Here is a 13,119-nt window from a genome sequence, read left to right as displayed (position 1 = left end):
AATTCTTCCATTGCTACGTTCAATACACCACCCTCCTATACACCTCCTCCAAGCGGTCAGTAATAGACTCCCAGGAGAATTCCTCAGCCCGCTGACGGCCGGCCTGCTGGTATTTTGCTCTTTCTTGCGGGTCACGGGCCAGGGTGCGGAGAGCCTGGGCTAGGGCGGCTGGGTCAGATTTTGGCACCAAAATCCCATCCTGGCCATGGCGAATCACATCCCGATACCCGTCAATATCCGACGCAATCACCGGCTTGCCGCTGGCCATACCCTCGAGCAAGACAATGCCGAAACTCTCATTGCCGGTGGCTGGCGACACATACACATCGCTGGAGGCATAGTAGCGCGGTAAATCTGCAGCCGAGACAAAGCCCTCGAAACGCACGCGATCTTTCAGGCTCGGCTCTAAAAAGGTTTCGTAATAGCGACGCAATATACCATTGCCGACAACCACCACCTCGGCCTGCGGGAACTCGGACGCGATCATGGTGAAGGCGCGTAAGAGATATTTCAAACCTTTGCGCGGATCCATACGACCGACAAAGAGGATGGTGAATTTCTCTGGGTTATACCAAGGGAAGGGTTTGACCTGCGGACTAAAGCGCTGCACATCCACGCCGTTTGGGATGATTTCATAATCATCCGGGAAATGATGCGAGATAAAGTCCTTAGCGGCTTGCGAAACCGCGATGCGGGCTGACAAACGATCCTTAAAGGTTCGGATGTAATTTTCAAACACGCGATAGCCCAACGAGGGATGCGCGTTAAAGGCATGAAAAGTGCCAACCTTTGGGCACTCGATATTCTTCAGCGCCAGGGCAGGTAAAAATGGTTCGTAGGGTCCGTGAATATGCACCACGTCGAAGCCGTACTTGCGCTCTAGGTGGCGTAACTCCTGCGGGATATTCCAGCTAATGGTCAGGTTTACAAAAGCCTGATTAAAGGGAATGGTTAAATCGCGGCCGATGCGCTCGACCCGACATCCCCTATCCTCATCAAAACGACTAAAATTGGCCGTAATAATAACGACCTCGTGTCCGCGCCGCTCTAAAGCATGCGCTGTATGATAGACGTGTTCTGCGACACCTCCGCGAATGGGGAAAAAGCTCTGCGTAACTATGCCAATCTTCATGCCATCTCCTGCGCTAATGCCAATCCCCCGTTACTCACCCGGCACTCAATAGGTTAAAAGCCCAGATCAATCGTCTGCTCTATGTCGCCGTCTAAAATCGTTAGGACAAATCCGCTTGCGTCAACAGGCACTTCGAAACGCAGATAGCCAAGTTCTTCGCCATCAGTTTCGCTCTGGGTGGTGCCAATTGCTTGCAGTGTATAGGAAGTGTCACCGCTGCTGACTGAAACGTTTTGATCGTTCAGATTTGGCACGTTTTCGCTTGATCCTTCGTAAGGCGTCAACATGTAATAGACAACCAGGTAGCTTTTATCTTCAGCGGCGCTTAGGCCGTCAAATTCGCTGAGCAATGAAGCTGAGCTGGCGCGGAAGTTCGCACTGGTCAGCAAGGCTTCTCGTCCTACATCCACCGCACCGGCCTGTACATCAATATTCGGTGCAGCATTTGCATTCACCTCAGTGTTGGTATTCGCGACAACGGCATTATTTGTGTTGCTATTTTCGCTTGGGTTGGTGACCATCCACCAAACAATTCCACCGCCTACTGCGAGGATAACGAGGAGTACGATGAAAATGAGTACGCTACGTGACATATTTTTTCCTCCTGAATTATGCTGCCTCTAGCGCAGCGACGATGTTTGTGGTGACTCACTCTGAAGTTGACCTACGTCTTCTTCTCATTAAATGCCGAAGACTTGTGTCTGGCATTTTTTCTGGGACGCTTTGTAATGCCGAGCACTTGGGCCCGCACTCTTATCGGGGCCCCCGTTGCAAACCAAGGACCTCGAGGCTGCCGAGAGGGACTGTTTGCAATGGGGAAAGGGACATGCGCCGTAAGGGCGGAGTCCGACCTGGTCGGACGCAGTCCGCACGGCGCAATGGCCCGTGGTAGCCCTAAGGGGAATCGACCATTCCGTCCCTATCGGGACTTCAGGCCGGGGCTTGCGGTCGCCTGCCGCTGGCAGACGTCCTCGCCCGTTCGATTCCTTAACTTATAAAACAACATGCTAAACATTCCACTTTTACTTTCTTCTATCCTTATCAGCAGAGCCCGCTAAGCGGGCTGGTAGCCCTAAGGGGAATCGAACCCCTGTTACATGGATGAGAACCATGCGTCCTAGCCACTAGACGATAGGGCCCCGAAATACCAGCGTAGGGTAACAAAAACTACGCAATTCGCCAAGCCCTTCATTATGGCCCTGCTCAAACTACTTATTCTTATCCATTCGGACGGCAATGCTGGCTAAGACGCCTAAAATACCGGCCTGTAGATAGAAAAACGAGCTGGCAAAGAAAGTCTTACCAGACAGCTGGGTTAATACGGCAAACAACCCACAAACGAGGCCGAACCAGAGAAAGGCTCTGGCGAGCATTGATGAATTAAGCTGTAACATGTACGGAATACACCCCCTTTCGTTTTTTGCGTGCTTTTAGATATGCACTTTCTGTGCCATCTCTACCAGCCGCGTTGAATATCCCCATTCATTATCATACCAAGCCACGATTTTGACAAGGTCGCCACCTATCACATTCGTGAGCGGTAAGTCAACTATTGCAGAATGTGGGTCGCCAATAAAGTCGCTAGAGACGCGTGGTTCTTCATTTACGGCCAGCACATTTTTGTAGGAAGGATCCTCAGCCGCCTTTTTCATGGCTCGGTTTACTTCTTCGATAGTGGTCTTTTTCTTTACCAGGAAAGTGAAGTCAGACAAGGACACCACTGGTGTTGGCACGCGAATAGCAAAACCATCAAAGGAGCCCTTAAGCTCAGGAATCACCTCGGTCGTGGCAATAGCCGCGCCAGAAGTGGTTGGTACGAGGTTAACCGCAGCAGCTCGCATACGTCGTAAATCGCGGTGCAATGGTGGCGGTGGGCCGTCAACCAAGTTTTGCTCAGCCGTGTAGGAGTGAATCGTGGTCATGGCTGCTCGCAACACGCCGAAATTCTCCATAATCACTCGAGTGACCGGTGCGACGTTATTCGTAGTGCAAGAAGCGTTAGAAACGACCTGCTCGCCGGGCTTTGGTTGACGCACACCGAGTAAGGCTGTTGGGATGTCTCCGCCCTTGGTTGGCGCAGAAACGACAGCTGCTTTGGCACCTGCTTTGATATGGGCCCGGGCAGCGCCATCCTTCACAAAGCGGCCAGTACATTCGAGCACCACGTCAATCTTCAGACGCTTCCAAGGCAACATAGCCGGATCTTTTTCAGCCAGAATGCGAATTTTTTTACCATCCACAATAAGGGAATCCTTGGTAAAGCCAACCTTGTGATTGAAGTTGCGATACACCGAATCATGCTTCAGGAGCATGGCCAGACTTTCGGTATCAGTCAGGTCGTTAATCGCGACAATATCAAACTTTTTACTTTCTAAAGCAATTTTAAAAGCAGCTCGTCCAATTCGGCCAAATCCGTTAATGGCGAGTCGTCGTTTTGCAGAAGTCTTACGTGGCATGGATACGGGAGTATTAGGAATGAGTGCGCTTCTTTACTAACGACTGCCGAAGCTGAGCAGCTTTCACTAGCATAGCACGAAATGAAGGAATTTTCAGCGAGGCGCTGCCGACAAGTACGCCGGAAACTTCATCTAAGCGTAAATACGAGGCAATATTGTTGGCATCGACGCTCCCGCCATAGAGAATCCGGAAATGTTGGTAGGCTGGTTTTACCCCGTAGCGGTCAATGAGAACTTGTCGGATATTTTGCGTCATTTCATCAGCATCAGCCGGCTCGCAGGGTTTACCAGGTGAAATAGCCCAGATTGGCTCATAGGCAATGGTAATCACCTGATCTTTTTGCGGCTGCACGTAACGCATGGCTGATTCAACTTGATGCATGATATGCAATAATCCCCTGCCTTGGTTACGCTCAAGTGCAGACTCGCCCACGCATAAGACCGGCTGCAACCCGCGCAAAAGCGCTGCAGCCAATTTACGCTCTATCATTTCATCTGACTCAGCCAGTTTTAAGCGCCGTTCAGAATGGCCAATAATAACCCAGGACGCACCAAATTCCTTAATCTGCTCAGCCGAAACCTCACCAGTATCACTGGCATCTAGTTCCCAAGACATATTTTGCGCTCCCAGCTGCACCGCGCTCTTTTTTACCTGGGTGTGGACCTTCTCTAATGCGGGAAAGCTAGGGAAGACCACCGTCGTCACCTTGCCCTGCACGCGCTTGGCCGTGCTCACCAAACCCTTGGCTATGCGCGCACTCTCACTGGCGCGTAAATGCATTTTCCAATTGCCCAACACAAAGAAGGGCTCATTGCGCTTGGTAAATTCAGTTGGTGTTTTGATCATGTTCCCCTTCGCTCGCCTCATCGTTTCCATCTGATGAAGCATGTTCACTGGAGCTTGTCTCGTCCTCTATAGCTTGAGTCGGCTCTTCAGACTGCTCCTGAGGCTTGTCCTCGCCTTCCTCAGCAGTCTTTTCTGCTTCTGTAGCGGCTTTTGCGTCGTTTTCCAGGAGCTTATTCATGTGCTCTTCACTATGCAAGGTAGCATAGTCAGGCAGTTGATCAATATTTTCCAATCCAAGGAAGCTCAGAAAATCATTGGTCACTTGATAGCTCGTCATTATTTTTTGTCCGCGTTCCGCTGTTTCCACCAAGCCCTTAATCATCAGGTTGCGGAGAATCAAACTGCAGTTCACACCACGGATAGTGTCGAGCTCTGCCTTGGTAATCGGTCCACGGTAAGCAATGATGGTGAGTGTTTCCAGGGCCGGTTTGGTCAGCTCAGCCCGCTGATCATCCTTTACCAGAGCGGTGACAATGTCGCTGGCCTCAGCGCTGGTGGCCATTTGGACGGATTGCGCCTGACGAATAAGTCGAATCCCTCGCTCTTCGCTGCGATATTTTTCAATAAGCTGCTCTACCGCGCTTTGCACCTTCTCAGTGTCTTGCTGCGTAAGCTCGCTGATTTTTTTCAGGCTGATAGATCGGGCGCTGGCAAAAAGTAATGCTTCGATTTGGGCTTCAAGTGTCATACGTTTTCGTTAGGACTTTCATTATAACTGGAAATAACAATGTCGGAAAAATTATCTTCTTGGTGCAGCAATACTGAACGCTGCTTGACCAACTCCAGCATGGCTAAGAAGGTAACAACGAGTTCAGTCTTGGTGGTAATTTTTTCGAGCAAGGAATTGAAGCGAATGTCGGGCTGTGCAGTCAGCATGTCGCGAATTTGCGTAATTTTTTCGCGGATGTTTACGGTGGCGCGCACCACACCTTCGTTCACATTCACAATCGGCTCAATACCGGCAATCACGTGCAAGAGTAACTCTTGGAGCAAGGTTGGTGTCACACCCGGTGGTGGTAAGAAAATTGATTCAGGCAAACTAGCCTGCTCGCGCACAAACATACGATCGCCTTTTTGCCAGCGCTCGGCAATATGCTTGGCTGCATCAATGTAGGCTCGGTAAAGACGTAGCTGCTGCTCTAAGGAAATGCCCGGGTCTTCTTCCTCATCCTCTTCATCACGCGGTAAGAGTATTTTTGACTTGATGTAGAGCAGTTTAGCAGCCACGACTAAGAAGTCAGCCAGCTCCTCCGGACTCATATACTCAGCCGCTTCAATCTCTGCAATAAACTGCTCGGTGACTTCCGCCAGGGCTAATTGAGAAATATCCAGCTGATTCTGCTCAATCAAACGCAAAAGCAGATCAAGCGGCCCTTCAAATTGCTGCAGCTTGATTTGATACACTAGCGCTTCCCCTTCTTCCGTTTAGGCGATGAAACTTTCTTTTTGCTGGGACGCGCCTTTTTCTTTGGGCGGGATTTCTTCTGAGGCTTTTTGGGTGTCTGCAGTTTCAGATTAGTGGCAACGCTCAAATCAGCCAGGATAGCCTCTTCATTCTTCACCACTTGCTTAGGAGAAAGCCGCAAGGCGATTTGAAAATCACCACTGGGGAAAAGCACCTGCGACTCTTTGGCTAATCCGCGATCCAGCGCCATGGTAATGCCGTGCAGTTTGGCAAAGGCAGTCATCGCACCGGCTTTTACCTTAAAGTACTTCACCATATCTTTCTCGCTGGCAATTTTCACGCTTTTTACTTTGAGCGCCTTCTTGATTTTGGCCATGTCCAGGCGTCGCTTAGCTGCCACCACAATAAGCGCGAAGTCCTTATCAGCCCGCACCAGCAATACTTTCGCGATTTTCTCTAAAGGAAATTTCAGGGTCTGCGCTAAATCATAGGCCGTAAAAACCGTTCGGTGTACAAAAGCCTCGAAGCGATATTCAGCTTGGCTAAGGTAACGATCTACTTTGGGAGGAATCTTTGGAGTTTTTTTAGGCATGGGAAGATGATGAATGTTTTTTTCTGCGGAAGAGCGGCAAGCGCTGTTGTTGACCGAGTAAGGCTCTGGCGATATGTCGACCGTTCGGAGTCAGACTAATCGTTTCAATAAACCACTTCTCTTTGGTGCGACGTCCGTAGCCAACGACTAGCCCCCTCTCAATTAAACGCTCAATGGAAGTGCTGACAATGGAAACGATGTCGTTCTGCTTGGGCTTGGCTGACTGCTTCGTGTAATACTTACGAAACTGCTGGCTCGGCACCTGTTTTTGTCGAGTCTGCGCCAATTCCCTCAGGATATATTTCTGCAGGCGCGAGAGGCCCATACTTACTTCTCTACACGAATATGTAAATCGCGAAGTTGATTTGGAGCGACTTTTGAAGGCGATCCCATCATTGGATCACGGCCATCTGACGTGAGCGGGAAAGGAATAATTTCCCGAATGCTTGTCTCGCCCAATAAACGGAAAAGTAAGCGATCAAAGCCTGGAGCAATACCACCGTGCGGAGGCACGCCGTATTTAAACGCAGTGAGTAAGTGACGGAATTCTTTTTTTTGCTCCTTGGTAAAACCAATGATGTCAAACACTTTTTCCTGAATCTCTGGTTGATGAATACGCATACTTCCCCCACCGACTTCAAAGCCATTCAGCACTAAATCATGCTGGTATGAGCGCACTTTGCCAGGATCGCTGTCGAGCATAGGAATATCCTCTTCCTTGGGCGCGGTGAACATGTGGTGCGAAGGCGCGTAACGAGATTTCCCAGAACCGTGAAAGAAATCTTCCTCAGACTGCGTGACAAAAAGCGGGAAATCAAGCACCCAGGCAAAAGCCAGCTCATTATCGTCGTCTTTATTCTTACGCAAATCAGGTTTGTCCGTGCCGTATTTCTCCATCACCTCAGCGTGTGTGAGCCGCGGCCAGGGCGATTGCAGGATTTTCTTTTCTGGAAATACTTCAGCGATTAGCTTGGTGAACATTTCCTCAGTCAAGCGAAGGATTTCATCCTGGGTCACAAACGACAACTCCATATCAATTTGATAAAAGTCGCCCGGCGCTCGATCGACTCGAGCATCTTCATCGCGGAAGCATGGAGCGATTTGGAAATAGCGCTCAAAGCCGGCTACCATCAAAAGCTGCTTATACTGTTGAGGAGACTGCGGTAGGGCAAAAAATTTACCAGCTTGTAATCGCGACGGCACCAGGAAGTCACGAGCGCCTTCTGGAGTCGATTTCGATAAAATCGGCGTGTGAATTTCAGTGAAATCCTGCTCGCTTAAATAGCGGCGAACAAACTGTGCCATCTGATGTCGCTTCTTGATATTTCGCTGCATGCGTTCATGTCGCAAATCTAGATAGCGATATTGCAAGCGCAGCTCGTCATTTGCCTGGCGATCCTCATTCACGATTTCAAAGGGAGGCGTTTCAGATTGGCTGATAATCTCGGCTTTTTCCACTAGCACCTCAACTTTACCATTTGGCGCATCAGAAACGCGATTTGCCTCTCTTTCCACTACCTTGCCTTGCACGCTCACCACAAACTCAGAGCGGAAACTTTTACCAATCGCGTATACCTCAGCGTTTTCCTGCGAAAAAACCAGCTGTACAAGTCCAGAGCGGTCGCGCAAATCTACAAACACAAGCTTACCCATGTTTCGGCGAGCATGTACCCATCCTTTTAAGACTATTTCCTCGCCAACAAGTTCCGGCGTTTCCCGAGTTAATCGTCGATTCATTGCGCTTCCTCTTGGGTTTTCATAACAAGTCGTAAATCAACCGTAGTATTTCCCTTTAACTCGACAACTGTGCTACCGGCATAGGATTCCTGATCCACCGGATGCAGTAAATATTTGCCTTCAGGAAGAGAAAAAACAATCTCGTTTTGTGTATCAATCGCTAAGATTTGAGAAAAAGGATTTTCACCTTGCACAGTCCCTAATTGACTCGCCTCAATCTGAATTCCGCTTAAATCAGCGCTTGTTTGGCTATGTGCTTGCACTAAGACACTGTACACACCGCGCGTATCGGTTGCTCCGCGCACTTCTGCATCGATAGAGTTATTTTGCTCGCGAGCAAGTAAGAAAACGCCAGCAGCAAAAGAAAGAACTGCAATACTCACGATGGAGATGATCCATTGTTTGTTCATGGGCGTAGTCTGGTTAAGAGTCGAGGAAAAGGAATACTCTCTCGCACGTGATCCAATCCACACATCCAGGCCACAACTCGCTCCAAGCCGAGTCCAAAACCGGAATGTGGGAAAGAACCATAGCGACGCAGGTCGAGATACCATTGGTAGTCTTTGACCGGCAACTTATATTCCTTCATTTTTTGTTCGAGTAAAGCGAGATCATGAATACGCTGGGCGCCGCCAATAATCTCTCCATAACCCTCAGGAGCGAGTAAATCACTGCCCAAGACGCGCTCTGGGTTCCCCTCCTCAGGCTGGAAATAAAATCCCTTAATCGCTGCGGGGAAATGCGTGAGGAAGAAAGGTGTGTCGTACTCCTTAGTTAAAAGCATTTCCTCGTCAGCCCCAATATCGTCACCAACTTTAATGGGATTTCCTAATTCCTGAAGTTTTTTCACGGCATCGTCGTAACGGAGTCGTGGAAATGGCGCTTTTACTTTTTCGAGGAAGCTGGTATCGCGTTCAAGTAAGGCAAAATCACTTTGACGCTCCCGTAACACATTTTGCACGACCGCCGAAATCATTTGCTCTTGAATTTCCATGTTGCCGGCAAAGTCCACAAAAGCCGCTTCAGCATCGAGCATCCAGAATTCGGTTAAATGGCGACGGGTTTTGGATTTTTCTGCCCGGAAGGTCGGTCCAAAGTCATAGGCGCGCCCAAAGGCCGCAGTGGTTGCCTCTAAATAGAGTTGACCTGACTGTGCGAGATACGCTGGTTCGCCAAAGTAATCAGTTTCAAAAAGCGTAGTAGTTCCTTCGCAAGAGGTTGGAGTGAGAATCGGCGTATCAGTTAACACAAAACCGTTTTCCTTCATCCATTTGCGCAACTGCCAAATAATCTCGTCGCGAATACGCAAAATCGCAGTCTGACGCGGTGAACGCAGCCACAAATGGCGATGATCCATGAGGAAATCAACGCCGTGCTCCTTTTTACCTATGGGGTATTCCTGACCTACCTGCACGATGTGCAAGGCACTTACCTGCATTTCATAGCCGCCCGGAGCGCGATCATCCTGCTGCACGACGCCGGTTAAGCTAAGGGACGACTCTATGGTAAGTGTTTTTGCCTGCTGAAAAAGCTCCTCGCCAACTGCGTCTTTGCTCACTATTGCCTGCAATAAGCCGCTTCCGTCACGAAACTGCACAAAAAGTATGGAACCTGAGGAACGCAGGTTCGCTACCCAACCCTTGAGCGTGATTTCCTCTCCGGTACGCTCAGCAATATCCGATATCCGAAGTGTCGGCATAGTTCAGTAAATACCTTAAAATTGTACTTATTCTGAAGCGAAACGTCAACTTTACCCTAATGACTACGCAGCTGCCTTTTTCTTTCCACTGTGGACAAAAAGCTTCAACGCTTCAATAAAGAGCAAGACCGTGATATTCATAACAAAAATTAACTTCCAATGCGTCCAGTCAATCGCAGTTGTGCCAAGGAAATGCTGCAAAGGAGCCCAATACAACACGCCGATTTGGAGAATGAGTCCAACACCGACCGCGAGATTGAGCCAACGATTCTGAAATGGATTACCACTAAATAAGCCTTGTCGGATATGACGCAGGCTAAAGGCGTATAGCAAAGTCGTAGTGCCTAAGGCGGCATAGGCAACCGAGCGAGCCAGAATTTCATTGCCACTTTCCCGCAACACAATGAAGAAGAGTATGAAAGACAACACGCCCGTAACTGCACTGATACTGGCGACAAAGATTTTACCGGTCTGATCAAGCAGTGGCTCGCTGCGTGGACGCGGTTTTTCTGCCATCACATTACGCTCCTTTGGCTCAATAGTCAGGGCCATGTTTGGCAGGCCGTCGGTAACAAGGTTTATCCAGAGTATCTGCGCAGCTGAAAGCGCCAGTGGTAAACCGCCAAGTAAACTGAGTGCGACTAAAATAACTGCGGAAAAGGCATCGGAAAGTAAATACAGCGTCACCTTTTTAATATTTTCAAAAATTATCCTCCCCTGCTCCACTGCTGACTCAATCGTTTGAATATTATCGTTGAGCAGAATTACCTTAGCAGCTTCTTTGGCTACCTCAGTACCTGACCCTAAACCAATGCCAACGTCAGCTGCTTTCAAGGCTGCGGCGTCGTTGATACCATCGCCGGTCATAGCCACCACCTCGCCTAAGGCTTTCCAGGCTTTTACAATGCGTATCTTGTCTTTTGCCGACACGCGAGCGTACACATGGATGCCGCGAATTTTCTTTTGCAGGTCCGCATCGCTGAGTCGCTCTAGGTCCTGGCCAGTTAGGATGTGTTTTGCCGCAATGGGTAAGCCTAACTCTTTCGCAATTGCCTGAGCAGTAAATTTGTGATCACCGGTAATCATGGCAGCGTGAATGCCAGCGTGTTGGAGCGCCTGCACAGCTGTTTTTGCCTCAGCGCGGAGTGGATCTTTTAAGCCGGCAAATCCGACAAAGGTGAGTTGCGGCAGCGCACTTGGCTCGTCATTCTTATGATCAGGCAAGCGTGCATAGGCAAAAGCGAGGACGCGGAGGCCTTCGCGACTCAAAGTCTCAGCGCGTTGGAGAAGCTCACGACGACGATCATTGTGTATCTTTACTTCCTTCCCATCCAAATCTATAGCATGCGTGGCCTGTAAAATTACCTCTGGCGCGCCTTTTGCATAGGCCACATCGCCTTGCGCATCATGATGCACGGTTAGCATGAATTTACGATTTGAGCTAAAGGGTATGCTGGCGACTCGAGGCGCGTCAGATTCGAGGGCATGTCGAGTCAATCCTAGAGCGTGGGCTGCATTTACGAGCGCGCGCTCAGTGGGATTACCCGTGACCAGGCGATGCTCCAGCGCTTTATCTTCATTTTCAATATGCGCGTCATTGCAGAGCAGAGCGATTTTGAAAAGTCGGACAGTGCTCTTGGTTGAAGCCACATCTTTACTATGCGCGTGCAGCTCGTCGGAGGAGGCGTGCAGATCATGGTTTTCGGTTACCACGCGCACTACAGCCATGTTGCCTTCAGTCACCGTGCCTGTCTTATCAAAGCACAGCACACTGATTGCACCGAGCGTTTCCACGGCGACCAGCTGTCGAGTCAGCGCTTGCTGCTGCAAAATACGTCGCATGCCAATCACCAGCACCACAGTTACCCCAATAGCCAAACCCTCCGGAATTGCGGCAACAGCGATGGCTACCGACACAGCAAACATTTCAGGCAAGGAACGGCCAGTAAAAGCACCTAATATGAAAATTGCTGCCGCAACGCCCAGGACGACCAGGGTAATAAAACGGCTAAATCGTTGCAAACGCTGCTGCCAGGGTGTCGCATCCTCTTTTACATTCTGCACGGTTTGAGCAATTTGACCGAACTCGGTCGAGGTGCCGGTCGCTACGACTATTGCCTGACCTGAACCGGCAATAACCGTTGTTCCGTTAAAAAGCATGTTGTGCTGGTCGCCTAAACCCAAATGTCCGTCGAGGGCACTATGTATTTTCTCTACTGGCGTGCTTTCACCGGTGAGACTTGCTTCATTTACCTGCAAATCATTTACTTCGAGAAGACGCGCATCAGCCACCACTCGCATCCCGGCCCGCACTACCAAAACATCACCGGGCACAATATCCTGCGCCGCCACGCTCCGCTCTACTCCATCGCGCAACACCAGCGCATCAAAAGTAACCACCTTGCGCAAAGATTCCAAAGTACGTTCGGCTCGATACTCCTGGATAAATCCTACCACCACATTTAAAACAACTGCGGCGAGAATTACTTGTGCATCGATGGTATCGCGCAGGGCAAAGCTCACTCCAGCTGCCGCGATCAATAACAACATCAATGGACTGGCAAATTGCCTACCCCAAATTTGCAGCGCGGTACGTCCAGCTGCCGCGGGTAACACATTTGGTCCGTACTGCTTGAGCCGTTGCTGCGCTTGCTTAGAACGAAGACCCTGTCGGCTCCCCCGCAGTTTTTGTATTGTGTCTTTTGTGCTGTATTTGTGCCAGGTTTGCCCCCCTGTCATGCGCCCTACTATACCATTTTTTCGCGCTTCAGAAAAGCAGCACTACCCGGCGTATTGCGGAAACTTTTCTAAAAAAGCTTGGATTGATTCAGAAAAACTTTCTGCTAAGTCCATCTGGAGCGCTTCTTTTGGAGAACACCATTGCATTTCCGTTAATTCGCGCTTATCAAGTGTTGCATTACCATCATCTGCTTCAACAGCATAATCAAAATAGAGAAAATGCGCAGGCCGGTGAAAATCCTTTGAATAAATAAGTTCACCTGCTTTCACAAAACCAAGTGGATGAACCTTTAAGCCCGTCTCTTCTTCCGCTTCTCGCATAGCCGCCTCTGCAATTGTTTCTCCGGGATCAATATGGCCGCCCGGCAATGTCCATTTATCTGACCACTTCGGTGAGCGTGCAATCAGAATCTTCCCTTTATGGAATATTATTACCCCCGCTACTACCTCGACCCCTTTTGGAAAAATATTTTTCATAGCTATACTCTAGCATCTTTTAAAAAAAGAATCCC

14 protein-coding genes and 1 tRNA gene are annotated in these 13,119 nt (G+C 49.5%); all 15 read right to left on the bottom strand.

What is annotated here, in order from left to right; all coding sequences use genetic code 11:
* Nucleotides 1-19 precede the first annotated feature (19 nt).
* The gene (locus H6760_01420) at nucleotides 20-1,132 is read right to left on the bottom strand and encodes a glycosyltransferase family 4 protein (protein ID USN53811.1); all 1,113 of its coding nucleotides are present in this window, start codon (nucleotides 1,130-1,132) and stop codon (nucleotides 20-22) included.
* Nucleotides 1,133-1,185: 53 nt separating this feature from the next.
* On the bottom strand, nucleotides 1,186-1,725 hold the full coding sequence (locus H6760_01415) for a hypothetical protein (protein ID USN53810.1): 540 nt from the start codon (nucleotides 1,723-1,725) through the stop codon (nucleotides 1,186-1,188).
* Nucleotides 1,726-2,196: 471 nt separating this feature from the next.
* Nucleotides 2,197-2,271, bottom strand: a tRNA-Glu gene (locus H6760_01410).
* A gap of 69 nt (nucleotides 2,272-2,340) precedes the next feature.
* Nucleotides 2,341-2,526 carry a hypothetical protein gene (locus tag H6760_01405; protein ID USN53809.1) on the bottom strand — a complete coding sequence of 62 codons (186 nt, stop codon included), beginning with the start codon at nucleotides 2,524-2,526 and terminating at the stop codon, nucleotides 2,341-2,343.
* A gap of 36 nt (nucleotides 2,527-2,562) precedes the next feature.
* Nucleotides 2,563-3,588, bottom strand: a complete 1,026-nt coding sequence (gene gap / locus H6760_01400; protein ID USN53808.1) for a type I glyceraldehyde-3-phosphate dehydrogenase — start codon at nucleotides 3,586-3,588, stop codon at nucleotides 2,563-2,565.
* Nucleotides 3,589-3,601: 13 nt separating this feature from the next.
* Nucleotides 3,602-4,435 carry a triose-phosphate isomerase gene (locus tag H6760_01395; protein USN53807.1) on the bottom strand — a complete coding sequence of 278 codons (834 nt, stop codon included), beginning with the start codon at nucleotides 4,433-4,435 and terminating at the stop codon, nucleotides 3,602-3,604.
* A complete protein-coding gene (gene scpB / locus H6760_01390; protein ID USN53806.1) occupies nucleotides 4,416-5,123 on the bottom strand; it encodes an SMC-Scp complex subunit ScpB in 708 nt (235 codons plus the stop codon). The genes H6760_01395 and scpB overlap by 20 nt, the downstream gene beginning before the upstream one ends.
* On the bottom strand, nucleotides 5,120-5,839 hold the full coding sequence (locus H6760_01385) for a segregation/condensation protein A (protein ID USN53805.1): 720 nt from the start codon (nucleotides 5,837-5,839) through the stop codon (nucleotides 5,120-5,122). Before H6760_01385 ends, scpB begins: the two co-directional genes overlap by 4 nt.
* Nucleotides 5,839-6,432 (bottom strand): YbaK/EbsC family protein, encoded by a 594-nt coding sequence (locus H6760_01380; GenBank protein USN53804.1) that lies wholly within the window; start codon nucleotides 6,430-6,432, stop codon nucleotides 5,839-5,841. The genes H6760_01385 and H6760_01380 overlap by 1 nt, the downstream gene beginning before the upstream one ends.
* On the bottom strand, nucleotides 6,425-6,757 hold the full coding sequence (locus tag H6760_01375; protein ID USN53803.1) for a hypothetical protein: 333 nt from the start codon (nucleotides 6,755-6,757) through the stop codon (nucleotides 6,425-6,427). Before H6760_01375 ends, H6760_01380 begins: the two co-directional genes overlap by 8 nt.
* A gap of 2 nt (nucleotides 6,758-6,759) precedes the next feature.
* Nucleotides 6,760-8,169, bottom strand: coding sequence for an aspartate--tRNA ligase (locus tag H6760_01370; GenBank protein ID USN53802.1), 1,410 nt, complete (start codon nucleotides 8,167-8,169; stop codon nucleotides 6,760-6,762).
* Entirely contained in the window at nucleotides 8,166-8,579 is a 414-nt protein-coding gene (locus H6760_01365; GenBank protein USN53801.1) for a hypothetical protein, read from the bottom strand. The genes H6760_01370 and H6760_01365 overlap by 4 nt, the downstream gene beginning before the upstream one ends.
* Nucleotides 8,576-9,868: an asparagine--tRNA ligase gene (gene asnS, locus H6760_01360; GenBank protein ID USN53800.1), complete on the bottom strand. Its 1,293-nt coding sequence runs from the start codon at nucleotides 9,866-9,868 to the stop codon at nucleotides 8,576-8,578. The genes H6760_01365 and asnS overlap by 4 nt, the downstream gene beginning before the upstream one ends.
* Before the next feature lie 63 nt (nucleotides 9,869-9,931).
* Nucleotides 9,932-12,607: an HAD-IC family P-type ATPase gene (locus H6760_01355; protein USN53799.1), complete on the bottom strand. Its 2,676-nt coding sequence runs from the start codon at nucleotides 12,605-12,607 to the stop codon at nucleotides 9,932-9,934.
* Between the two features lie 42 nt (nucleotides 12,608-12,649).
* Nucleotides 12,650-13,084, bottom strand: coding sequence for an NUDIX domain-containing protein (locus H6760_01350; protein USN53798.1), 435 nt, complete (start codon nucleotides 13,082-13,084; stop codon nucleotides 12,650-12,652).
* Nucleotides 13,085-13,119: the final 35 nt, after the last annotated feature.

The sequence above is a fragment of the Candidatus Nomurabacteria bacterium genome (assembly GCA_023898465.1).
Taxonomy (GTDB): domain Bacteria; phylum Patescibacteriota; class Patescibacteriia; order HK-STAS-PATE-3; family HK-STAS-PATE-3; genus HK-STAS-PATE-3.
The sequence above is the reverse complement of the archived record's forward strand: the minus strand, read 5'-3'. Positions and strand labels throughout refer to the sequence as shown.

Bases quoted from the DNA above. Each gene is read 5' to 3' on its own strand.
- H6760_01420 (USN53811.1), bottom strand. From the start codon at position 1,132: ATGAAGATTGGCATAGTTACGCAGAGCTTTTTCCCCATTCGCGGAGGT.
- H6760_01415 (USN53810.1), bottom strand. From the start codon at position 1,725: ATGTCACGTAGCGTACTCATTTTCATCGTACTCCTCGTTATCCTCGCA.
- H6760_01405 (USN53809.1), bottom strand. From the start codon at position 2,526: ATGTTACAGCTTAATTCATCAATGCTCGCCAGAGCCTTTCTCTGGTTC.
- gap (USN53808.1), bottom strand. From the start codon at position 3,588: ATGCCACGTAAGACTTCTGCAAAACGACGACTCGCCATTAACGGATTT.
- H6760_01395 (USN53807.1), bottom strand. From the start codon at position 4,435: ATGATCAAAACACCAACTGAATTTACCAAGCGCAATGAGCCCTTCTTT.
- scpB (USN53806.1), bottom strand. From the start codon at position 5,123: ATGACACTTGAAGCCCAAATCGAAGCATTACTTTTTGCCAGCGCCCGA.
- H6760_01380 (USN53804.1), bottom strand. From the start codon at position 6,432: ATGCCTAAAAAAACTCCAAAGATTCCTCCCAAAGTAGATCGTTACCTT.
- H6760_01375 (USN53803.1), bottom strand. From the start codon at position 6,757: ATGGGCCTCTCGCGCCTGCAGAAATATATCCTGAGGGAATTGGCGCAG.
- H6760_01370 (USN53802.1), bottom strand. From the start codon at position 8,169: ATGAATCGACGATTAACTCGGGAAACGCCGGAACTTGTTGGCGAGGAA.
- H6760_01365 (USN53801.1), bottom strand. From the start codon at position 8,579: ATGAACAAACAATGGATCATCTCCATCGTGAGTATTGCAGTTCTTTCT.
- asnS (USN53800.1), bottom strand. From the start codon at position 9,868: ATGCCGACACTTCGGATATCGGATATTGCTGAGCGTACCGGAGAGGAA.
- H6760_01355 (USN53799.1), bottom strand. From the start codon at position 12,607: ATGACAGGGGGGCAAACCTGGCACAAATACAGCACAAAAGACACAATA.
- H6760_01350 (USN53798.1), bottom strand. From the start codon at position 13,084: ATGAAAAATATTTTTCCAAAAGGGGTCGAGGTAGTAGCGGGGGTAATA.